This window comes from Dyadobacter chenwenxiniae, from assembly GCF_022869785.1.
GTDB classification, from domain to species: Bacteria; Bacteroidota; Bacteroidia; order Cytophagales; family Spirosomataceae; genus Dyadobacter; species Dyadobacter chenwenxiniae.
This window is the reverse complement of sequence record NZ_CP094997.1, coordinates 4409693-4430994: the sequence shown is the minus strand read 5'-3', so window position 1 is coordinate 4430994 and position 21302 is coordinate 4409693. Positions and strand designations below refer to the sequence as shown.

The following is a 21302-nucleotide window of genomic DNA, read 5'->3' as shown; positions in this document are numbered from 1 at the left end:
AACTAGTCAACCAATACATTGTTTTGGAAGACATTAGATGGGCCCGCAGTTCGCAATGAGTTTGCGCTTCTTACACTTTTAGACTGGACTTCATCCCTTATATCAATTTTTTTACCCTCTAAAAGAATGATTTTTGTACCACTGATCCGGTTATTTACGAATTTATAACCCGTATTTTTCCTTCCGAGATTGATCGCCCGGGTTGAACTTTTTATATCACAACCCTCAAACGTGATATTGGATGAACCTAATCCGAATTTCGCCAGGATCTCGCCCGAGCTATTATTGCTGAATTTGCAGTTGGTGAACTTGACATTGGTCACCAGTTTTTCCTTTCTTTTTGCATCGAGTTGAGCTTCGATATCCACGCCGGTTCCCGTGGAAGCATATATGCAACGTCCGGTGTTGGTTAGAGATGTGCCTGTAATTTCAATCTGGTCGCCGCCGGTCAATGCCAGGGCAGTGCGGGCATTAAAATCCAGGTTGCACTGTATGATTTTTACGTTTTTCTGGGCAGGTTCTGTATGAGAATTAGCAACCTGTATCCCATCTAATCCAAACCTTTCCGCAGTAACTTTCCGGATCACAACGTCGCCGGAATGCGAAATGAAAACGCCGTAATGTGCCAGCTGGATACCACAATCGCCATAACCACCTCCAATGTTAATCTTTTTCGGATCGAATGCTGCGCTTTTTTTGTCGGTACATTTTACATTGTAAGTGTTCATATTATTGAGGGTTTCGGAATAGAAGTTTCCGTCTAATTCCAAATTCTCCAAAATCACATTGCGGCTACCTGCCACAACGATACACCTCCCTAAATCGGCCCGCTTATTGGATGTTGTCTTGGTTTTCACAGTGCAATCCATTGTGATGTTCGTGCTGGAACCGTCAGTCGGTTCAAAGGTGCCGAACCTGAGACCAACATCATACTTCAGTTTGGCGCCGGTTTCCCCTTTGATTGTCACATTCGTTGCGTTTATGATTTGAATGACGTCTGAACCACGATAGAAGTAATCCCTGTTTTTCAGTTTTTCCTGCTTACCTACAATGTAAGTACCGGTTGGTATGATTAATTCACAATTTCCTTTCCGACGATTGATGAAGTCAGACGCGGCCTGGAATGCGGCATGGTCATTGATTGTGTCATTCGGAATTGCGCCAAAGTCCTTTTGAATATTTAGCTTGATAATTGTTTTGCTAACTCTGCTTGAATGTTTCAGCGAATCGTAGGAAAGGACTTTCCTTTGTGCATAGCCATTCGCATTAAAAAGTTGTAGGAAGATAAGCGTTGCCCAGAGTGCTGATAGTTTCATAAATGAAATATTTGATTTTCGGATGTGACAGATCTGAACTTGCCTCACTTTAATGTAGCACAAGTCCGGATTTCGGTAGGACAACATTGTGATTACGTCCTGTTTCATACAGCTTCGACGGATAAGAATCGTGCCAACTTTCTTCGTTTTCAAGCCATTTTTTGCCTGTATAATCCGTAATAATTTTCAGCGGTTGAGTGAATGTGATAGTTGCTGGCAAATGTTTTAATACAATTTTCTTTCATAACTTCTTTATTGTCAGATAAATGAAAGTTCATAATTGCTTCAAGGTATGCTGCGTCCGTCGTGTCTTCGCTGAGGAAGCCATTCACTTTATCGGTGAGCATCTCTTTGATCCCGCCAACGGGAGTACATATAGGAATACAACCAAGCGAAAGCGCTTCGATCAGGGAAATGGGCATTCCTTCGTAATGACTTGATAAGCAAAAGGCATCGGCAATGGACAGATAGTCTACCACATTCTCTTTTGCTCCGATCAGATCGATTAGAGGATCATTCTTAACAAGGTCTCTAAGTTGATTTGCCACCTGCTGTTCCCTCAAATCCCCGATAATCAACAGTCTGCATTTTTTGTCGGCAACCTGCCGGTTGAAAGTCTGGACCGACCGGATCAGCATAGCTTGGTTTTTCGCCTCAACAACCCGGCCTACATTCAACAGCAAATATTCGTTCTCACGAACCGGATACTTCCTTCTTACCTCAGACAGTCCGGCAGTTACATGAAGCTCAGGACGGCCGTTAACGATAAGGTGATCATTGGTGAGATTATAATATTCCCTGAAAGTAGCCTTTCCATCACGGGAAATGGTAACGGGCACTACTTTGCCGGTTCTGTAATAATAGCTCCGGATCTTTTTTAACAGGCTTCCCGGACATTCCTGAGCGGCCCTGTTATGGACTGTATGAAAAACTTTAATTCCAGATGGGTAATTGAAAAAGACATTCATGTTCACATACTCGAACGAGCTGGTGTGCGTATTGACAACATCCGGCTTCACTTTCTGAATCCATTGAGTGACTTGCAATAATACGCTGGGATCGAATCCGGCCTTTTTGCCAAATGATTTGTATGTCACCCGGTCGCTAATCTCTGACACAAAAGAGTCTGCTGCTGCATTATCTTTTAATGAAATCAAAAATATCTCTGAACCTTTGATATTGGCGAGTTCATTGCATAAATCAACGACAAATCTTTCTGCTCCGCCTCTGCTAAGAGAGGGAATGATGTGGACTATTTTCATTATCTGGATCTAGTTTTTCAGACCTGTACCGGCCCTGCATTTCGAACAGTTGCAAGCCGACATATACTAATAAAAAGTAGTTGAGTGAATACAGCATAGGCCGCTGAAAAAATACAAGCATTAAAATCAGCATAGATATGAGGCTGAATATTAAATACTTTCGCCAGGGATGAAAGTATGCAAATAGAAATGCCAGATAAAACAGAATAAGTATCCCGCGTTCCAGAACAAATACCCGATAAGACAATGTTGAGCCGCCATAGACTTTTAACATATAGTCTTTTCCACGTCCCGTATACAGATCCGCATCGCTTTCATCGATGAAGCCCTGATACATTGATTCAAAACCTCTGATCCTTGTATCCCGGTTGTTTACAATTCCAACGATCCAATCATTCTGCCACTCAAAACGATTGTAAACCCTGTGCACTAATATCGGATCGTCCTTGGTGCTCCTTGCTATTAAAACCAGGGAAACATAGGACATTGCAATAAAGACTGTCGAAAAAGCCAGGCGAAAACTCAATTGTTTCAGGCGTAACAGTCTTGTGTTTGAAAAGTAAATTACGGGTAAAAAGACTACCAGGAAAAAAAGCGAAAAAGAAAGTACCCCTGAAATTATAAGAATCCAAAATTCAAAGCGCGTAAGCATTCTCCTATAATAATAAAGAATGAGCGGAATAATGGTGCCGACAACTCCAGGTTCGTCAAATACAGAACTAAATCGGTTTTCAACATTAGCTCGGGACCAGTAGAAAAGCAAATAATTGTCATATACTCTACCCTTTCCGACTTCTCCCCGCTGGATAGAGAATAGTGGAGGAATGTCAAAAACATTTATAAGAAAGTATATGGGTAACCCTATGGCCATTAAGGCTATAAATAACTTAATGTATCCTCTCGCTACGATGAAACGCTCCTCATCTTTTAGCAAAGCAAAAGTCAACACGGGAAAAATTCCGGAAAATAATAGTTGGAGCGAAATTAGGATTGAATCTTCGTTGTAGTAAGCCCACCATATTGGGAGAATCAGTGCCGCAAGAATATAGTTTTTGGAACTATTTTTTAGTGACAACGCCAAGAGCCCATATAGATTAAGGAATTTGAGGCCATACACAAAAACCCGCACAGGCAGAATCGTACTGTAAACGGGATAGGAATCAAAAAACGCGATTAGAATTAGATTCACGCATATCAATTTCCGGATGTCAATTTTGACACCTTTTTCAATTGAAATACGTAAAGCTGGAATTTTCATAAATATAGTTTAACAGACATTTAGTCAAGTAAAATTGCTTTCAGTTCCTCAGGCGTTTTAATGCAATCAAATCCCCAGATGTAATTCGCAAGATTATGCTGCTCCGATGTTATTTCGCCCGAAAAAATGTTGAATGTATCATATAATAATTGATTGTCCCGGCTTTTTGTACTCGTCACCTCTGGCTGATAGTGGCTTTTTAGTAAATTATCGCCACTCTTGGATTTCGCAATAAGAGATACATCCTGCCTGAATATATAGTTTGGCTTGTTAAAAAAAAGACTGTAACCGATATGCGTTCCTGTACTGTTTGACATAACCATATCCGCAAGCAGAATAATTGATTTCAGCCTGTCCAGAAAATATAGGTCATCTCTGTGACCTGCGGTGGTGAGTTTATATCCCATTTTTTGATAGTACTCATGGTCACCATTTAACGTGTCTTTCCAGTAAATACAAACGAGGACCGTGTCATATCCCGCTTTCCGTTTTTCAATTTCAAGGCAGAATTGTTTTTTATCATATTCGGCGGCAACTGCTCCAATTGAATGGCTCGGGAATACCAAGAGAACTCTTCCTAAGCTCTTTTTTACTTTGGATAAAGCTTCCTGATCAAGAAGTCCTTCCACATAGTGAATATAAGGACCAATCAAACTAGGAGTCTTGCCGGTCTTTTCTAAGATGAATTGAGCTCGGTAATTACTGTAAGTCAACGTTTTCCGAGCAAGAATAACTGAATCTTCACGGACAAGATTTCCAATCACAATTCCGTGTTCCAGGTAAATCTCATGTCGTGGAAAACGGCTATCATTGATATCAATATTCGCATATTTCAGCAGCTGAAAAAGAATACCATAATAATTACAGTCATCAAAATAAAACTCCGGATGATAGGGTAGTGGAGCACTTAGCTTCGGCAGATCGAAAATATCAGCGGTTTGACGTGACTTAATTTGTTCAGGAAAATCGGCAGATCTTGATTTTTTGATGGTACAATATATTTCCCGAAAGACTCTCGTTTTTTCGGCTTGCATTACAATCTTTCTCTTCAAGTTATTAATCATAGCGTATGGCGAGTTTTGATATAGTGCTACTTAGCTAGCAGGACGCGAAAGTTAAACCAGGGCATGGGATAGACTCGCGCACTAAGAATCATAACGACAATACAGTTGAGCAGACTTATTGTAAAGTTTGAATATGCAGCGCCCATCGGCCCCACTTTATTAACGAGATAGTAAGACAGCGCCACTTGCAGCGCAGAACAGATAAATGTTACAACTGCGAGCTGCCCGGATTTTTTGACGAAAAAAATATAGCCGGCATACATTAAATATATTCCCTGAAATGCTTGCGAAAAGAGAGCCCAGACCAAATAGGTTTTTGCATTCACATATTTTGCCGACAGGAAGTTATCTACAACAAAGTTTGACCCGAGCGTCGCAAATAATGTTATTGCAAGCAAAGCCACTATGTATAAATATGTAAATTTCACCAATTTCCGTTTCTTGTTTTCAAGGACGGCATGATCAGTTATTGCCAGAGTCTTATAGACAAATGGCGCATATGCATTGCTAAATGCTAATGTTAAAAATGATATTACGAGCCCAAATTGAAAGCCGGCAGCATAAATTCCACTTGCTGATGCGCCCACTAACGTGGAAATTATTATTCGATCGGCTCCTGCCCGCGCCCAAATGCTAATTGTGTGAGGAATAAGAGGGATGCAGAATTTAAATGTGTCTTTGATGTAATTTTTGTTATAGGAAACACGAAGGTAACCTCTCTGCCATAACAATATGAGACTAAATAGAGCATAAATTATGGCGCTTCCTCCAATCCCAATTAATCTTCCTTCCCAGCTCATGTTCAAACCAATGATAAGCATCAGTGAAAGTCCAACATCGCATACAGTTTGCGAGATTTGATAACCACCAAAATAGATCGGACGTTCTTCAAGTCTCCATACTGTTAAATTAATAGAACTCAGAACCTGGGAAAATGCAATCAACAACCCACCTATTACATAATAAGTGCCAACCGACAGGAAATCATTTAACTGTTTGTTAAATAGTAAAACGACCACGCTACTGATTAATAAAGTGATCAGTGTAGCCAGTATAACATTAAAAATATAGCTGGCAACTTCCGATTTTTGTAACCTGTAGAAATTGACTGATATGACGCTTTGAACGTTGATGCCAATGAAAATAATTAAGAAATTGATATAAACGTTGTAGTTCACTACAATCCCGTAATCTGCTGGCAGTAAATAGTGAGTTAGTAACGGAAGAATTAAAAAAGGGACTGCTTTATTAATTGCATCAGTAACAACATAAATAGCACTATTTTTTACAACAGGGTGATTTTTGAAGTTACTGATACTGGTTTTCAAGTGATTCCTTTTAATTAGGTAGCTCAACATGACTTCTGTTTAGCGTACTTTCATCGACATCTTTGACTTTTGGATACATGTCGATCAACTCTATATTTTTACTTGTCGCAAAATCAAAGCAAGACTGATCATACTTGGTTTTTTTCCAGGCTTGAACCATGTATTCTCTTGTTTGCAAGTATCTCAAATAGCGGTCAAGCAGCGGCCCTTTTTTTCCAAAAGTCATAAAGTAGGCGATTCTGTATTGTTCTTCGGGAACAAACATGAAATCGGGCACGAAGCGATACAAGGACGTGTTCAGAAAAAAATTTGGGGCTAGTTTGAGCCTCTTTGAATACCCCGCATGCGTGGTCGTCAGATACCAGACACTTAAATCACCCACCTGATTATCTACGTAGAATGGTGATCCCAATTTGATATCATTGGTGTTGTGAGATCTGTCTCTTATTGCCAGCGCTCCCGAGAACTTGTCGTGGTTTTGTAAATATATGCCTAAACGGATAATCGGATACTCCTCCTGCCAATCGGGACCCTTACCATTGAGCTTGTCAGGATTGTCTTTATGAAAGTGAGCGGAACCAGGTGTTTTTGAAATCGTACAACTTGAGTCTCCAAAATATACCAGCTCGTCGGTTTCAAGAAGCTGTCTAACTACATCAAGTATTCTGTCATCGAAAAGGATGCTTCTTGTTAAAGGATGGCCTAATAAGTCGGCAGTATATTGCTCTGTTTTGAGCTGATTTGCTATTTCCCTGAATCGGGCTATCTCGTTAGCTGAAAAAACACTTTTTATTAAAGCCCAGCCCCGGTCTTTGAAATTCTTCTTCAGATTTTTGTCGTGTTGCATAGTTATTAAGTTTATGTGTTTGTATTCAAGTATTTCGACCTTTAGAAAACACTTAGTAGGTTAGTTTTTGCCGGATAAGCTTGGCGGGAACCCCGCCTACAATTGAATTGTCAGCCACATCTTTCGTGACAACACTGTTTGCTCCTATTACCACATTATTACCAATTGTAACTCCTGGGTTTATGAACACATTAGCACCTATCCAGACACCGTCACCTATTAATACATTGCCAGTCTTGGTTTGTTTTTCAAAATTCCCCCAGGGATCTACATCAAGGTCACTGTCAGGGTCCATACTTTCCGTGTAAATCCTGACATTATGAGCTATCCGGCAATTGCGTCCAAAAGTAACGTGAAGGTTTTTCCCAATCTGAATCCAAGCCTGATTGACATAGGAACATTCACCGGCATTGAAATCACCTTCACCATAAATCACCGTCCCATGCGCTCCAAAAAGAAAGGATTCAGGAAGTTTATATCGCTTACGATATTGGGAATAAGCGTGTTGCCATTTGCGGCTTTCAAGGAACGTAAAGATTTTGGCTGCAATCATTGTAAACATAGTCGGAAAGCTCATGCAATTTTATCCAATGCCATGCGGGATCCTTTTTTAAGATCTTCTTTGGCAGGTTTTCCAATGATGTCCTTTAAATACTTTGGATGTAGCCCAAAGCCTGGACGAATTGAGCGAACATTTGATTCTGTAATCAGCTCTCCTGCTGCGATATCCTCAACCACATATAAAGATCGAGAAAAGTCTTTTCCTTTTGACTGTTTTTCCGTCAATTTATAATCCACCACACCGATTGCTTGCTCCGCCTCTCTCACGGACTTCACCATTTCAGCGAACTCTGATTCGTTCATCGAAAATGACGCGTCCGGGCCTCCGATGGCCCTGTCCAAAATAAAATGTTTTTCGATGATTTTTGCGCCAAGAACCGTTGCGACAATAGGGACTGTACTGCCAATGGTGTGGTCGGAAAGGCCGGTAATAACGTTGAATCGCTCGTTAAAGTCCTTGATCATGGCCATATTCGCCTCTGCAATAGGAGCCGGGTAGCTTGAAGTGCATTTAAGTAAAGCAACCTGATCATTATGCTGTCTCGAACAAGCATCCAGAGCGAGTCGAATGTCCTCTTCCGTGGCTATGCCCGTGGAAATGATGACCGGTTTGCCCTTGGATGCGACCAGTTCAATCAAAGGAATATCGGTAATTTCGAACGATGCTATCTTATAAGCGGGCACATCCAGTTCTTCCAGAAATTCAACTGCTGTGGGGTCGAAAGGAGAGGAAAAACATACTAAACCTTCTTCTTTGGCCACACGGAACAATTCCGCATGCCATTCCCATGGTGTATATGCCTCTTTATAAAGGTCAAACAGATATTGCCCATCCCAAATCGTCCCACCAATACGAAAGTCGTCCAGGCGCGAGTCGATGGTAATGGTTTCGGCGGTATAAGTTTGCAATTTTATGCAATCGGCGCCTGCTCTTTTGGCCGCCCTGATAGTCTCTATTGCTGTTTCAAGGCGCCCATTATGGTTAGCCGACAGTTCTGCGATAATAAATACCGGGCTGGTTTGATTTATTTCAAATGTTCCTATTCTCATCATTGATATTCATAGTGTATTGGTAGTTTTCACCTTCCAGCTCCTTCTTGAATCCGAATCTTTCGAATGTTTTACAAGACGAAATATTATCGGGCATAACAATTCCTGAAAGCCTTGTCGTGATGTGCCCTGCGGCTTTACAAATCGACAAAATTCCTTTTTTTAACATTACAGTGCCCAAACCCCGGCCATGGTAATCCGGATCCAGCAGATAACTTATAACCGCATCTTCACCATTCAGATCAAATCTGATAGATCCAACAGGTTTCCCGTAAAACACTGCAATATAAAATATACAATTTGGATCCGTCAATTTCCGGGAAAGCCAAGCAACGTGGTCAGCAAATTGTATTGTGCTTTTATTGAGGGAATATCGCCGAACCCGCTCATCTGAGGCCCATTGGAACGTTAATTCAGCGTCGTCACTTGTCAGTCCGCGCAGATCAAAATTTTGTTCGTCAGCCAACTGCCGAAACAGCTTTTTTATGCGCTCTCCCGATTTCCCATCAACAAGCGGGGCGTCGCTAACATGTTCCTGCGAAAAATAATTCTCCACTGCGGCAAGCAGATTTTCCTCTGAAAAATTTTCGGCGCTGATGAAAGCATTTGCTTTTTTGTAGTTCTCAAAGACAAATCGCTGGTTGCCAACATACATTCCGGAAATGATTTTTGCTCCCGAGGTAAGTGCTTCTGTCAAAATCCCGCTTGCAGGAACGATGCAGAGATCAGCCTCTGACATCCGTTGAGCCATATCTTCGGCACTGATGTTATTGTAATGAACAACAATATCCTGCTCCTCAACAATTTCGGTCAAAGACTCCTGATGACTATATGCAGCCCCGGTTACGATGCAGATCCTTTTAAATTGACTAAAAGTTAAGACCACCTGCAATGCTGTCTTTGTCAAATTCCGGCTGTCCGAGCCCCCGAAACAAATAAGAACCGAGGCGTTCCCGAACTGCCGTTGGTTTTTTCCTGCCAGTGCAAGAAATGGCGGACGAATTAATGCATAAGAGGGACCCAGCGCATATTGCGTGTAAGGTTGTGCCTCGTATTCGTCTGGAGAAACGCAGGGTGTATGATTTAGGATCAAATCCGCATACGTGGGCTTCTCATGTAGGTCATCAATACAAACCAACTGGCAGCCAATTTCCTTGATTGCTTTCTGATAATCACTTTCAAGCTCATAGCTATCCACGACAACTATGTCTTTTGGCGATAAAACAGATAACAGCTCATCGTCATTTTTAAGGAATATAAAGGCAAAACCGGCATCCCGGATTTCGTTAATAATGCTGTCTGGAATTTGTTTACAGGCAAAATGAATGTCAAAGTCTTCGACAAGCATTTTGGCCAGTGCTATACACCGAACGAGATGACCGAGGCCAATGCTGGAACTTCCATCCGTCCTGATATATAGTTTACTTCTCATAAAGCAATTTGTATTTCATTTCCGCCATCAACCAATCCGAGGGCGTATCGATATCCTGAACTTCTTCTTCAGACAGAATGATGGATGCGGTGTTTGTTGTGAAAAGAGAGTCTGTAATTTTTGAAGGATTGTACCAGTACCATTGGCCCGCATCATGGTAAACCGGTTTCAAGTCCTGTGATCTCACATTTTGATTCTCCGGCCACACCATTTGTACTTTGCCATTTACCACTTCCAAACCTCGCCAAATAGGGTAGGAAAAAGGAACAACCGGAAATACGGAGTCGAAGTCAGATTCGCGCATTAATGATATCCCAGCCAGCAAATGCTCTGTTTTTATCAAGGGAGCCGTAGGGTAAATGCAGCAAATCCTATCAAATACGGTTGAAAAGCGGGCGTCATACTCCTTTTCAACCTCCTTGATCACATCAACGGTGGATGCGAAATCGTTTGCGTTGTTTTCGCTTCTTAAAAATGGAACAGATGCTCCATAATTTTTTGCGATTTCAGCAATTTCATGATCGTCGGTTGAAACCATTACGTCGCTGAATAAGCCACAGGTTAACGCAGTTTCGATGGCATAAGCGATAATCGGTTTCCCCAGAAAATCCTTGATATTTTTTCTTGGAATACGCTTGCTGCCGCCCCTAGCCGGTATAATTGCCAGGGCCTTATCCATGCTTATAATATTCGTTAACAGCGTCAATTACGAACGACTGCTCCTCTTCCGTCAGTGTTGGATACATCGGAAGGCTGATACATCCCTGGTAGTAAGCCTCGGCATTCGGCATATCACCCACTTTCCAGCCCAAACTTTGATAATAGGGCATTAAATGACAGGGAATATAATGTATTTGAGCAAAAATGTCTTTTCCACGCAAATGGTTATATAGCCCCAAACGATCCTCCACTTCGATAATATACAAGTGATAGGCATGACCTGAAACCACACCGCTTTGTCCGTGTACAAATGCTTTATCAGAAAAAGCAGCTTGATAAGTTGCAGCAATCGCCCGGCGTTTTTCAAGGCCGGCATTAGCTCGTTTTAACTGACTTACACCCAGCGCAGCCTGAAAATCAGTCAACCGATAGTTGTAGCCCAACGTTTGCATTTCCATATACCACCCGGGATACTGTTCCAAACCACCCGCCAGCTCAATGCTGTTCACATAAAGGTCAGTCGACTTTACAATTCCATGTGTCCTGAGTGAGAGCAGTTTCTGATATAACGCCAAATCATTGGTAGTAATCATTCCGCCTTCTCCACAAGCAATATGTTTCACCGGATGAAAGCTGAAGATGGCCAGATCCGCAAAATTGCTGTTTCCGCAAAACTGATTATTGCCTGCCGAATCAGTAAAAAAACCTCCTGGCGCATGGCAGGCATCTTCAATAATCCAAAGATCGTATTCGTCCGCCAGAAGTTTAAAAGCTTCCAAATTGACCGCATTGCCAGCAAAATCAACCGGAATAATTCCTTTATAAGTTCCTCTGGGGGCATTTTCCAACAAGGTACGGACAGCGTGTATATCAATCAGATAACTCGAAGGATCGATATCTGCAAATACAACCTCGCCGCCGCAATAACGTATGCAATTCGCAGAAGCAGCAAACGTGAGGGGGGTAGTGATCACTTTATCGCCCGGGTTTACACCCAAGGCAAGCGTGCATAAATGCAAGGCGGCTGTGCCATTTGCCACTGCAACTGCATATTTAGCACCTACATATTCAGCAAACGCAGTCTCGAATTGCTGAATATTGGGTCCCTGAGTCAGATAATCGGATCTCAATACGTCGGTGACAACTTTAATGTCTTCCTCCGTTATATTTTGCTTTCCGTAAGGTATCATTCAAGAAAAATTAAACTGTGAAATCGGGGTCCACGTGTTCTACGATCAAAGCGCGCAGGCTTTCAACCGTTTCCCATTCTGAATTATTTCCGGAATTATAGGAGAAGCCGTCCGGCACTTTCTTCGCATTGAAGTGACTAATGAAGTCAGAAATGCTCCATGTAGGCGTTTGAGGAACTATCGCGTAATATTTACCCAGATCATAAGTGAAGAATGAGTCAGATGTAGTGATCATTTCCTCGTGGATCTTTTCGCCTGGACGTATACCAATGACGCGGTGTTCACATTCCGGTCCGATTGCTTTTGCGATATCGAGAATGTTGTACGATGGAATTTTCGGGACAAAAAGTTCTCCGCCCCAGGCCGTTTCCAATGCATGCAAAACCATGTCCACACCGCCTTGCAATGATATATTGAAGCGGGTCATGCTTTCCACTGTTATCGGAAGTACTCCTTCTTTTTTCTTATTGATAAAGAAAGGAATAACCGATCCGTTGGAACCCATCACGTTTCCATATCTGACGACCGAAAACTTAATAGGATTGCGTCCACGAATATTATTGGCTGCAATAAATAGCTTGTCAGAGGTAAGCTTGGTGGCACCGTATAAGTTGATCGGAGCCGCGGCTTTGTCAGTCGACAATGCGACTACATGGCTTACGTCTGTGTCCAGAGCTGCATTGATAACATTCTGTGCACCATTAATGTTTGTCTTAACACATTCGGAAGGATTATATTCAGCGATAGGCACATGCTTCATCGCTGCTGCATGAATAACGTAATCTATTCCTTTAAAAGCTCTCCGCAAACGTTCTTCATCCCTTACATCACCAATAAAAAAACGAATCTGCGGATATTTTTCTGGTGTGTATTCCTGCGCCATTTGGAATTGTTTCTGTTCATCTCTTGACAAGATGACAAGCCTTTTCACATTTGGCCATTTTTTGAAAATTGTTGCGGTTAAAGCTTTACCTAAAGAACCAGTCCCTCCAGTTATAAGTATTGATTTACCGGTCAAATCTAGCATGTTCATTAAATTTAGATTAATTGATTATAGATGTATAGTGCTAAACAAGCTGCTTGTGTAGTTTCTCTTTGAAGAAGACGATATAGGTGAGCGTAATAAAAATGCCCAAAACTGAGAAGATAATGGCAATAAAGAGGCGCTTAGGGCTGCTCTTTGCTATTGGGACACGTACTGGCTCCAAAACTTTGAAGACTGGTTTTTCTTCTTTCTCGCGAATTTTAAATTGCTCCAGCTTCGCCGACAAATCAGAATAAATGGCCTGTGAAAGTACATACTCGGCCTGTAGTCTTTGTTCTTCAATTCTGGCAACATTCAGGAAAGTGTTTCTGTGTGTATCTCTGTATGCTTGTAGGGCATATTCAGCGCTTTGCTGTCGCTTTTTAGCTTCTTCTACACGTTTCTGCAGGAAATCGACTTGCTGCGTAGTTTTGGATATCGTGTAATCACTCACGTAGTCTATCAAATATTTCTCGCTCGCATCTACCACCATTGCTGCAACAACAGGATCCGTCATTTCACTTTCGATTGTAATAATCCCGTCTGTAGTCCCAACCGTAGCTTGCACTAAGCCCTTTGCGGCATTGACCATTCTTTCCTGCTTTGGCGTAAATGCAAGAATTTTAACGTTTGGATTGGAAGTTAATGCCTTAGGGCTTTTATTCGGTGTTCTTCCAAAAGACAATAACCTGGACAGGAGACTCTGCGAACTGTCTCTTGCCATGTAGCTTTCCAAGGATGGATAGGATACATCATTTTCGTCAACAACTGGAATTTTCAATAAATACTGCCCAAAAGGGATTGTAGAAAGAATGTTAGGATACAGCTCAGGCACTAATTTCCCGCTAGGATCAGAACCAGCGCCCAAAGCCATGCTAAAAAAGGAACTGTTTCTGCTGGAACCCAGCTCAGGCAGCAAGATGGTCTGAGCGGTGTATTTTTTAGCAAGCAAGAAACTGAATGCCACACCAATGATCGCCGACAAGATTGCAGCGGCTATCAGAACCAGCAAATATTTTTTGAAAAACCCTACAACTTCAAAAATGCTTATTTCAAGTGTGTCGGTGTTATTATCAGATTGTATTTCGGGCATACAGTTTATAGAATTCTTATTAAAGCAATGGCTAATGTTGTGAATAGCGAGATGATAGCTAGTCGTTCACCGCGGGACATGGGCTGTTCAACCTTTGGCTCCTTTAAAGGAACTGTCACAGTCGACCCCGGTTCAACTTTTGGGTAGGATCGGAAGAACAAAAACTTGCTGGTGCGGTGCGTTCTACCGTTGGGATAAGAAACGTAAATCCTGTTTTTCCGGGCTCTTTCGGCAAATCCACCAGCCTGGGAAATATATTCATGAAAATTGAATCCGGGGTCATAGTTTACCAGTGATGGATTGTACACACCTCCCTGAATCCGGACCATTTCTGATTTTTTTGGAATATAAATAGTGTCACCGTCCGCTAAAAGCAAGTTTGCGGGAATGGAGGGCTTTTCGATTACGGCCTTCAAATCCAGTGCGACAAGTTCCCGGTTGCGGTAAAACCGTGCTCCTTCAATATAAGCTTCCTTTTTCATTCCGCCAGCTTTTGGAAACAGGTCAGATATCTTCTCAAAGTTGTTGAGGATCGTGTATGTTCCCGGATAGGTTACCTGACCGAAAATGGTGACGGTTTTCTGTGTTTCATATCGCGGAGACCTGCGCACCAATACAATGTCATAAGGATATAATGTGAACTTCTGATCCTGCTCACTGAGTGTCAGGTTATCCGCAACGTCCAATGTGAAAATTCTTACATTCTGATCGCTAGGAAGCCCGGTCGTATCATTTTTCACCCGCCGAGACACCTCAATGCGATATGGGATACCACCTTCCGTGTAACCGCCTGCCTGAAAAATCAAGTCGGCAATGGTGATATCCTTATAATAATAGTATTCACCCGGATTGATTACTGCACCCCGTACAGACAGGAATGTGAATTCTTTCAGATCTTCAACAGACTTAATGGTCAGAATGTCACCCGGTAATAATACAATGTCGGGAATTTCATTGTTTAACAACTTTCTTAAATCAATGGCCACAAGTCCGGTCTGTGTGTCGCCGCTGGATCTTTCTAGCAATGCGCGGTTAAGAAATGCTCTTGGACTGATGCCTTCTGAGATTGTTATCAATTCCTTAACTGTCTTGGTACGTTCATCCAGCGGATAAATTCCGGGCCTGGTAACCGCTCCGCGGATCTCAACCTGGTTGGCAACAACGTCAAGTATTTTTTTGACGTTGAAGATGTCGCCATTTTTTGGGGCAAATGTCGCAACCTGAACAGAATCAATGCTTCCGATAATGAAGTTGTTGCCTGTATTCCTTTGATATTGAATCAATTTGGTAAAAGCCTCAGGCGTGAATCCTCCTGCGTATTTCAACAGATCCTTCACCGTTTCACCCGCTTTTGCCTCAAATACCCCTGTCTTTTTGACCTCCCCGGTAAGTTCTATTCGGGTGTCATAAGGACGGATCAAAATAATGTCCTGGTCTTGCAACGCGATGTTGTCTCGTAAATCCGCGTCTATCAGAAACCGGTAAAGGTCGATTTGACGGATCACCTGATTGTTACGGATTACTTCAATGTTACGATAAGAACCGTTACGCCCCGGACCTCCTGAAACATAAAGTGCGTTAAAAGCAGTTGATAATGAGGAAACGGTGTAAGTGCCCGGGCGTACAACTTCTCCGGTGATCATCACACGGATACTGCGCACATTTCCAAGGGTAATGGTAGAGTGAGTTCCTGAACCGGGGCGGTTAAGATTTGAATATGCTTGTCGTAACCGGTTAACAATCCGTTCGTTGGCTTGCTCAATGGTAAGCCCATTAACATAAACCGGCGCCAAATTGAGCATTTTTACCGTTCCTTCGGGACTGATTTTCATGCGGAAGTTATCCACCGAATTTCCATAGATATCCACAACCAGCTCGTCGTCAGGCCCCAAAATATAATTTCTTGGAGTAGGGATTCTGAGGTTAGGCTCGAATGTGGTGGAGCTTCTGCGGAAGAAAGACGAACCGAATGTTCTGTTAAGCCTTCTGAATCGGGCTCTTCCAGCCGCTGTTGTATCCCTTTCGTTGTTTGTCTCGTCTTCTAATTCGTCCAGATCATCCTGCTCCCGAGTTTCATCCAGCTGGTCACGGTTGGGGTCGTTTTTTGTATTGTCTTTGGTCGTTTGTTCCAGGCGCTTGCGCATGGCAGAGATATCATCCAGTGTGTAACCTCTTTGTAAAGCGGCCTTTTCAATGTCCATATCAGACATCCCTGACTGCTTGGCCTGATTGTAAAATTCTATTGCCTGTGAATTGGAAACAGGGGCGGGAGCTGGTTGTGTTGGATTCGGTTGGCTCGGTGCGGTAGTCGGCGTTTGTGGTGCTGGATCTTGGGCTTGAGTAGCTGAACTTACCAGTAGGATAAAAAAGGCTATCCAAATGGCGCTTAATTTTTTAGATAAATAATGCATGCAGTGTTAATTATATTAAATGGCGTCGAAACGCATTTTAAATTGATCCGGAGTGCTTGACCAAGCAAGCAGTAAAACTACGAAATCTTACAATAATTAAATTCCCCGTGATAAATATATTAATCCAATAAGTTTTTAAACTATTCTACTTTGATCGCCAGTTCTTTTAATTGTGCATCGGATATAACAGACGGAGAATCAATCATTACGTCACGTCCCGAGTTGTTCTTAGGAAATGCAATAAAGTCCCTGATCGAATCTGCTCCGCCGAAAATTGAACAAAGGCGGTCGAAACCAAACGCAATTCCGGCGTGAGGAGGAGCGCCAAATTCAAACGCGTTCATCAAAAATCCGAACTGCTCCTGGGCCTCTTCTTCGGTAAATCCAAGAATGCCGAACATTTGTTTTTGAAGCTCTTTTTCGAAAATCCGGACAGAACCACCGCCAACTTCAACGCCATTGATCACCATATCGTATGCATTGGCCCGAACCGCTCCTAAATTTTTGTCCAGCAAAGCAATATCTTCCGGCTTTGGACTGGTGAAAGGATGGTGCATGGCAAACCAGCGATTTTCGGCTTCCCCATATTCCAAAAGAGGAAAATCCAGCACCCATAACGCTCTGTATTCATCCGGATTTCTCAGTCCTAATCTCGTTCCCATTTCAAGACGAAGCTCGTTCAATTGCTTACGCGCTTTGTCTGCGGCACCCGAAATAATCAAAATCAAATCCCCCGGCTTAGCATTAAACGCCTCAGCCCATTTCTTAATATCCTCTTCGGCGTAGAATTTGTCAACGGACGATTTCAATGAACCATCGGTATTATAGCGGACATAAATCAGTCCTTTCGCTCCGATTTGCGGACGTTTCAACCAGTCCGTCAGTTCATCCATTTGCTTGCGGGTGTATACAGCACTATCCGGTGCGCAGATGCCAACGACCAGTTCGGCGTCATCAAATACACTAAAACCTTTTCCAGAGGTAAGATCCTGCGCAGCTCCCTTTAATTCAACAAACTGCATATCGAACCGGATATCCGGCTTATCCGAGCCGTACAGGCGCATGGCATCCGCATAGGTCATGCGCGGAACTTCCGGCAGGTCGAGTCCTTTTACTTTTGCAAAAAGATTACGGATCAGCCCTTCAAATGTGTTAAGGATGTCCTCCTGGGTCACAAACGACATTTCACAGTCAATTTGCGTAAATTCTGGCTGACGGTCCGCACGCAGATCTTCGTCACGGAAACATTTCACGATCTGATAGTAACGGTCAAAACCTGCTACCATCAGCAACTGCTTAAATGTTTGTGGAGATTGTGGCAATGCGTAAAATTCACCCGGATTCATGCGGCTTGGAACCACAAAATCGCGCGCACCTTCCGGTGTGGATTTTATTAATACGGGTGTTTCAACTTCAATAAAGTCCAGATCGTCCAGGTAAGCCCGCGTATGACGCGCAACCTGATGTCTCAATTGTAAATTTTTACGAACATTGTTTCTTCTCAAATCCAGATATCTGTATTTCATCCGGATATCGTCGCCACCGTCCGTTTCGTCTTCGATCAGGAAGGGAGGTAATTTTGCCGGATTTAAAACATGAAGTTCAGAAACCCGGATTTCAATATTGCCGGTTGCAATTTTATCATTTTTTGAAAGTCGTTCTATCACCTGGCCTTTTGCTGAAATGACAAACTCGCGCCCCAATGAACGCGCCATTTCAAGGACATTAGCCTGTGTTTTTCCTTCTTCGAACAGAAGCTGAGTTATTCCGTAGCGGTCACGCAAATCAAGCCAGATCATGCCGCCCTTATCACGAACACGCTGAACCCAGCCACACAATACAACCTCTTGATTTACATGTTCTAAGCTTAACTCTCCACAGGTATGGGTACGTAACATATAACTTTTTTAATACTGATATAGTGAAACTGCCTGATAATAAATGGCGCAAAAGTACGTATTTTTAGCAAATCTAACATGAAGTGTTTTTTATGAAATTATATAAAAGGCTGAGCGGACAAGCAGGAGTGGTGCTGTCGTCCATTATTTTTTGTGCTGCTTTTTCATGCGATCCGCCTCCAAAGCCAGATGAAGCACCTGTTGCCGATTTTGAAACAACCCCTCAAAAAGTAGACATCGCACCAGGCATTATAGATGAAGCGTCCGGCATCGTGCCCAGTTACAATCTGCCTGGAAATTTCTGGGTTAATCAGGATTCTGGCCAGCCTGCCTCGTTGTATTTGGTGAGTGCGGATGGGAAAGATGTTAAGGAAATGAAACTTCCCGGGACGGTTAACCGCGATTGGGAGGATGTTGCGGCGGGTCCCGGCCCAAATGCTGGTGTAAATTACTTATACATTGGTGACATAGGCAACAATAATGAACCCAAAAGCCAGGTAGGCGTTATTTACAGGGTTCCTGAGGTGACGGATGCGAATGCGGGTTTTGATGAATCGAAATTAGAAAAAATCACATTCAGCTATCCCGATGGAGCCAGAGATGCCGAATCGTTATTGCTTGATCCTGCTACAAAAGACATTTTTATCATTTCAAAAGAGGGCCAAAACACCGGAATTTATCGGCTGGCTTTTCCGCAGTCAACCACGCAGACCATTGCGGCAGAAAAGGTCGGCACAGTGCCCGGCGTTTCCCTGGCAACAGGCGGAAATATTTCAAAAGATGGCACTGAAATCCTGATCAGGACTTATCTTGCTGTATATTATTGGAGAATAAAGGACGGCGAATCGGTCGGACAAACATTGACGCAGCCTTCCACGAAGCAATTATTGGTTGCGCTTGAACCGCAGGGCGAGGCGGTTTGTATGGATACCGATAGGAAAGGTTTCTATACGATCAGCGAGCGCTCCAATGCTGCCGGCGTTACTTTGAATTTTTATAAAAGAAAATAAACAAAAGCCATGTTTAAAAATCTACTAAGCGTCGTTTTGATGCTCGTTGTTGCTGTTGCCCATGCGCAAAATGGGGATGAAAAATTCATTCGGGAAAACTATAACAAGGCCGAATACGACATTCCGGTTCGGGATGGCGTTAAGTTGCATACAATCGTCTACAGCCCCAAAGACGCCTCGGCGGAGAAGAAGTATCCATTTTTAATGCAGCGCACCTGTTACAGCGTCGCGCCTTATGGGCCCGACAATTATCCGCCCAGAATAGGCCCAAGTCCCACATTAATGCGCGATAAATTTATTTTTGTATACCAGGATGTGCGTGGCCGCTATATGAGCGAAGGCGAGTGGACCAATATGACGCCGCATATCGCGCAGAAAAAAGGCAAAACGGATGTGGACGAGGCTTCGGACACTTACGACACAATTGAATGGCTTCTCAAAAACATCCCTAATAACAATGGAAGGGTAGGGCAATGGGGCATTTCCTATCCCGGCTTCTACACCACAGCCAGCGCACTTTCCGAGCATCCTGCATTGAAAGCATCATCGCCGCAAGCACCCATCGCTGACTTCTTTTTTGATGATTTCCACCATAATGGCGCGTTCACGCAAGGTTACTATCTGACATTTCCGGTTTTTGGGATCAAACCTCCCAAGCCGACCACATCTTCCTGGTTTGCGGGAGAAATGTTCGAAGCTAAGCCAGACGGTTACACATTCAACCTGAATATGGGCCCGCTCAAAAATTTTGATAAATATTATGTAAAGAATTTCTATTGGCAGGAAACGGTTAACCACCCCAATAAGGACCAATTCTGGCAGAAAAGAGACATTCTGCCGCATTTGAAAAACATCAAGCATGCCTTTATGACCGTTGGTGGCTGGTTTGATGCGGAAGATTTGTATGGTCCTTTGAACACTTACAAAACCATTGAGAAGAACAATTCTTCAACATATAATACGATTGTGGTTGGCCCTTTCGGGCATGGACGGTGGAGCAGGGAAACCGGCCATACATTGCATAACGACATTTATTTTGGGGATAGCATTGCCACTTTTTACCAAACCAACATTGAGGCGAAATTTTTCAAACATTTCCTGAAAGAATCGGGCGATGGGAAAACGGGTTTGCCTGAGGCTTATATGTTTGATACGGGCAAAAAAGCATGGCAGACATTTGACAAGTGGCCGGTGGCAACGGTTGAGAAACGTAAACTGTATTTTCACGAAAGTGGAAAACTGGACTTCAAAGAGCCTGCACAGCCCAAATCTGTGAGCGAATATGTGAGTGATCCCGCAAAACCGGTTCCTTACACGGCTAATTATAAGCAAATGTCGGGGTTCACACCATTTGAATATATGTCCGAAGACCAGCGTTTCGCTTCCACGCGACCGGATGTGCTTGTTTTTCAGACCGATGTGCTTGAAAATGACGTTACATTAGGCGGCGAAATTACTGCATTATTGAAGATCGGTACAACAGGCACAGACGCGGACTTTTTTGTGAAACTGATTGACGTGTATCCTGGTGACGAAAAAAATCACGCATATCTGCCCAATCCTACGACCGTTCTTGCAGGTTACCAGCAAATGGTACGAAGCGAAATCATGAGATCGAGATTCCGGAACAGTTTTGAAAAACCGGAACCATTGGTTGCAGGAAAAATGACAGACATTAAATTCCGCTTGCAAGATGTTCTGCATACATTCAAAAAAGGCCACCGCATTATGGTGCAGGTGCAAAGCACAGCTTTCCCGCTGTTCGACCGAAATCCGCAGAAATACGTCGAGAACATTTACAAGGCTGAGGAATCAGATTTTATCAGTGCAAAACAGACTATTTATCACCAGGCCGGCGCTGCCAGCTCACTTGAAGTTGACGTTATCAAATGATGCGA

Annotated in this window: 17 protein-coding genes; 2 read left to right on the top strand and 15 right to left on the bottom strand. The window is 43.0% G+C overall.

The window, feature by feature from the left end:
* Window positions 1–2 precede the first annotated feature (2 nt).
* The 15 genes from MUK70_RS18830 to aspS form a co-directional block, all read right to left on the bottom strand.
* The gene (locus MUK70_RS18830; RefSeq protein WP_234654496.1) at window positions 3–1316 is read right to left on the bottom strand and encodes a right-handed parallel beta-helix repeat-containing protein; all 1314 of its coding nucleotides are present in this window, start codon (window positions 1314–1316) and stop codon (window positions 3–5) included.
* Window positions 1317–1465: 149 nt separating this feature from the next.
* Window positions 1466–2578 (bottom strand): glycosyltransferase, encoded by a 1113-nt coding sequence (locus MUK70_RS18825; RefSeq protein ID WP_234654495.1) that lies wholly within the window; start codon window positions 2576–2578, stop codon window positions 1466–1468.
* Complete coding sequence (locus MUK70_RS18820) at window positions 2547–3836, bottom strand: hypothetical protein (RefSeq protein ID WP_234654494.1); 1290 nt, start codon at window positions 3834–3836, stop codon at window positions 2547–2549. The genes MUK70_RS18825 and MUK70_RS18820 overlap by 32 nt, the downstream gene beginning before the upstream one ends.
* 20 nt (window positions 3837–3856) lie before the next feature.
* The gene (locus MUK70_RS18815) at window positions 3857–4900 is read right to left on the bottom strand and encodes a hypothetical protein (RefSeq protein ID WP_234654493.1); all 1044 of its coding nucleotides are present in this window, start codon (window positions 4898–4900) and stop codon (window positions 3857–3859) included.
* Window positions 4901–4926: 26 nt separating this feature from the next.
* Window positions 4927–6228 carry a lipopolysaccharide biosynthesis protein gene (locus MUK70_RS18810; protein WP_234654491.1) on the bottom strand — a complete coding sequence of 434 codons (1302 nt, stop codon included), beginning with the start codon at window positions 6226–6228 and terminating at the stop codon, window positions 4927–4929.
* 10 nt (window positions 6229–6238) lie between these two features.
* Entirely contained in the window at window positions 6239–7075 is an 837-nt protein-coding gene (locus MUK70_RS18805) for a hypothetical protein (RefSeq protein WP_234654489.1), read from the bottom strand.
* 52 nt (window positions 7076–7127) lie between these two features.
* Window positions 7128–7652 (bottom strand): acyltransferase, encoded by a 525-nt coding sequence (locus MUK70_RS18800; RefSeq protein ID WP_234608689.1) that lies wholly within the window; start codon window positions 7650–7652, stop codon window positions 7128–7130.
* The gene (gene pseI, locus MUK70_RS18795) at window positions 7649–8689 is read right to left on the bottom strand and encodes a pseudaminic acid synthase (protein WP_234654488.1); all 1041 of its coding nucleotides are present in this window, start codon (window positions 8687–8689) and stop codon (window positions 7649–7651) included. Before pseI ends, MUK70_RS18800 begins: the two co-directional genes overlap by 4 nt.
* The gene (gene pseG, locus MUK70_RS18790) at window positions 8667–10118 is read right to left on the bottom strand and encodes a UDP-2,4-diacetamido-2,4,6-trideoxy-beta-L-altropyranose hydrolase (RefSeq protein ID WP_234654485.1); all 1452 of its coding nucleotides are present in this window, start codon (window positions 10116–10118) and stop codon (window positions 8667–8669) included. The genes pseI and pseG overlap by 23 nt, the downstream gene beginning before the upstream one ends.
* Window positions 10108–10797 carry a pseudaminic acid cytidylyltransferase gene (pseF, locus tag MUK70_RS18785; RefSeq protein ID WP_234654484.1) on the bottom strand — a complete coding sequence of 230 codons (690 nt, stop codon included), beginning with the start codon at window positions 10795–10797 and terminating at the stop codon, window positions 10108–10110. The genes pseG and pseF overlap by 11 nt, the downstream gene beginning before the upstream one ends.
* Window positions 10790–11968, bottom strand: coding sequence for a UDP-4-amino-4,6-dideoxy-N-acetyl-beta-L-altrosamine transaminase (gene pseC / locus MUK70_RS18780; protein WP_234654482.1), 1179 nt, complete (start codon window positions 11966–11968; stop codon window positions 10790–10792). The genes pseF and pseC overlap by 8 nt, the downstream gene beginning before the upstream one ends.
* Window positions 11969–11978: 10 nt before the next feature.
* Window positions 11979–12995 (bottom strand): UDP-N-acetylglucosamine 4,6-dehydratase (inverting), encoded by a 1017-nt coding sequence (gene pseB / locus MUK70_RS18775; protein WP_234608711.1) that lies wholly within the window; start codon window positions 12993–12995, stop codon window positions 11979–11981.
* Window positions 12996–13035: 40 nt separating this feature from the next.
* Complete coding sequence (locus tag MUK70_RS18770) at window positions 13036–14085, bottom strand: Wzz/FepE/Etk N-terminal domain-containing protein (protein WP_234654480.1); 1050 nt, start codon at window positions 14083–14085, stop codon at window positions 13036–13038.
* 5 nt (window positions 14086–14090) lie between these two features.
* Window positions 14091–16496: an SLBB domain-containing protein gene (locus tag MUK70_RS18765; protein WP_234654478.1), complete on the bottom strand. Its 2406-nt coding sequence runs from the start codon at window positions 16494–16496 to the stop codon at window positions 14091–14093.
* Between the two features lie 140 nt (window positions 16497–16636).
* On the bottom strand, window positions 16637–18394 hold the full coding sequence (gene aspS, locus MUK70_RS18760; RefSeq protein ID WP_234608696.1) for an aspartate--tRNA ligase: 1758 nt from the start codon (window positions 18392–18394) through the stop codon (window positions 16637–16639).
* Between the two features lie 92 nt (window positions 18395–18486).
* Between aspS and MUK70_RS18755 the strand changes: the two genes are divergently transcribed.
* Together MUK70_RS18755 and MUK70_RS18750 are read left to right on the top strand one after the other, a co-directional pair.
* On the top strand, window positions 18487–19404 hold the full coding sequence (locus MUK70_RS18755) for a PE-PGRS family protein (protein WP_234654476.1): 918 nt from the start codon (window positions 18487–18489) through the stop codon (window positions 19402–19404).
* 9 nt (window positions 19405–19413) lie between these two features.
* Window positions 19414–21297 carry a CocE/NonD family hydrolase gene (locus MUK70_RS18750; protein WP_234654474.1) on the top strand — a complete coding sequence of 628 codons (1884 nt, stop codon included), beginning with the start codon at window positions 19414–19416 and terminating at the stop codon, window positions 21295–21297.
* The last annotated feature ends 5 nt before the right edge of the window (window positions 21298–21302 follow it).

Coding starts and splice junctions, on each gene's coding strand:
- MUK70_RS18750 (WP_234654474.1), top strand. CDS start 19,414: ATGTTTAAAAATCTACTAAGCGTCGTTTTGATGCTCGTTGTTGCTGTT.
- MUK70_RS18765 (WP_234654478.1), bottom strand. CDS start 16,496: ATGCATTATTTATCTAAAAAATTAAGCGCCATTTGGATAGCCTTTTTT.
- MUK70_RS18820 (WP_234654494.1), bottom strand. CDS start 3,836: ATGAAAATTCCAGCTTTACGTATTTCAATTGAAAAAGGTGTCAAAATT.
- MUK70_RS18825 (WP_234654495.1), bottom strand. CDS start 2,578: ATGAAAATAGTCCACATCATTCCCTCTCTTAGCAGAGGCGGAGCAGAA.
- MUK70_RS18800 (WP_234608689.1), bottom strand. CDS start 7,652: ATGAGCTTTCCGACTATGTTTACAATGATTGCAGCCAAAATCTTTACG.
- aspS (WP_234608696.1), bottom strand. CDS start 18,394: ATGTTACGTACCCATACCTGTGGAGAGTTAAGCTTAGAACATGTAAAT.
- MUK70_RS18770 (WP_234654480.1), bottom strand. CDS start 14,085: ATGCCCGAAATACAATCTGATAATAACACCGACACACTTGAAATAAGC.
- pseB (WP_234608711.1), bottom strand. CDS start 12,995: ATGCTAGATTTGACCGGTAAATCAATACTTATAACTGGAGGGACTGGT.
- pseF (WP_234654484.1), bottom strand. CDS start 10,797: ATGGATAAGGCCCTGGCAATTATACCGGCTAGGGGCGGCAGCAAGCGT.
- pseG (WP_234654485.1), bottom strand. CDS start 10,118: ATGAGAAGTAAACTATATATCAGGACGGATGGAAGTTCCAGCATTGGC.
- pseI (WP_234654488.1), bottom strand. CDS start 8,689: ATGATGAGAATAGGAACATTTGAAATAAATCAAACCAGCCCGGTATTT.
- MUK70_RS18755 (WP_234654476.1), top strand. CDS start 18,487: ATGAAATTATATAAAAGGCTGAGCGGACAAGCAGGAGTGGTGCTGTCG.
- pseC (WP_234654482.1), bottom strand. CDS start 11,968: ATGATACCTTACGGAAAGCAAAATATAACGGAGGAAGACATTAAAGTT.
- MUK70_RS18805 (WP_234654489.1), bottom strand. CDS start 7,075: ATGCAACACGACAAAAATCTGAAGAAGAATTTCAAAGACCGGGGCTGG.
- MUK70_RS18815 (WP_234654493.1), bottom strand. CDS start 4,900: ATGATTAATAACTTGAAGAGAAAGATTGTAATGCAAGCCGAAAAAACG.
- MUK70_RS18830 (WP_234654496.1), bottom strand. CDS start 1,316: ATGAAACTATCAGCACTCTGGGCAACGCTTATCTTCCTACAACTTTTT.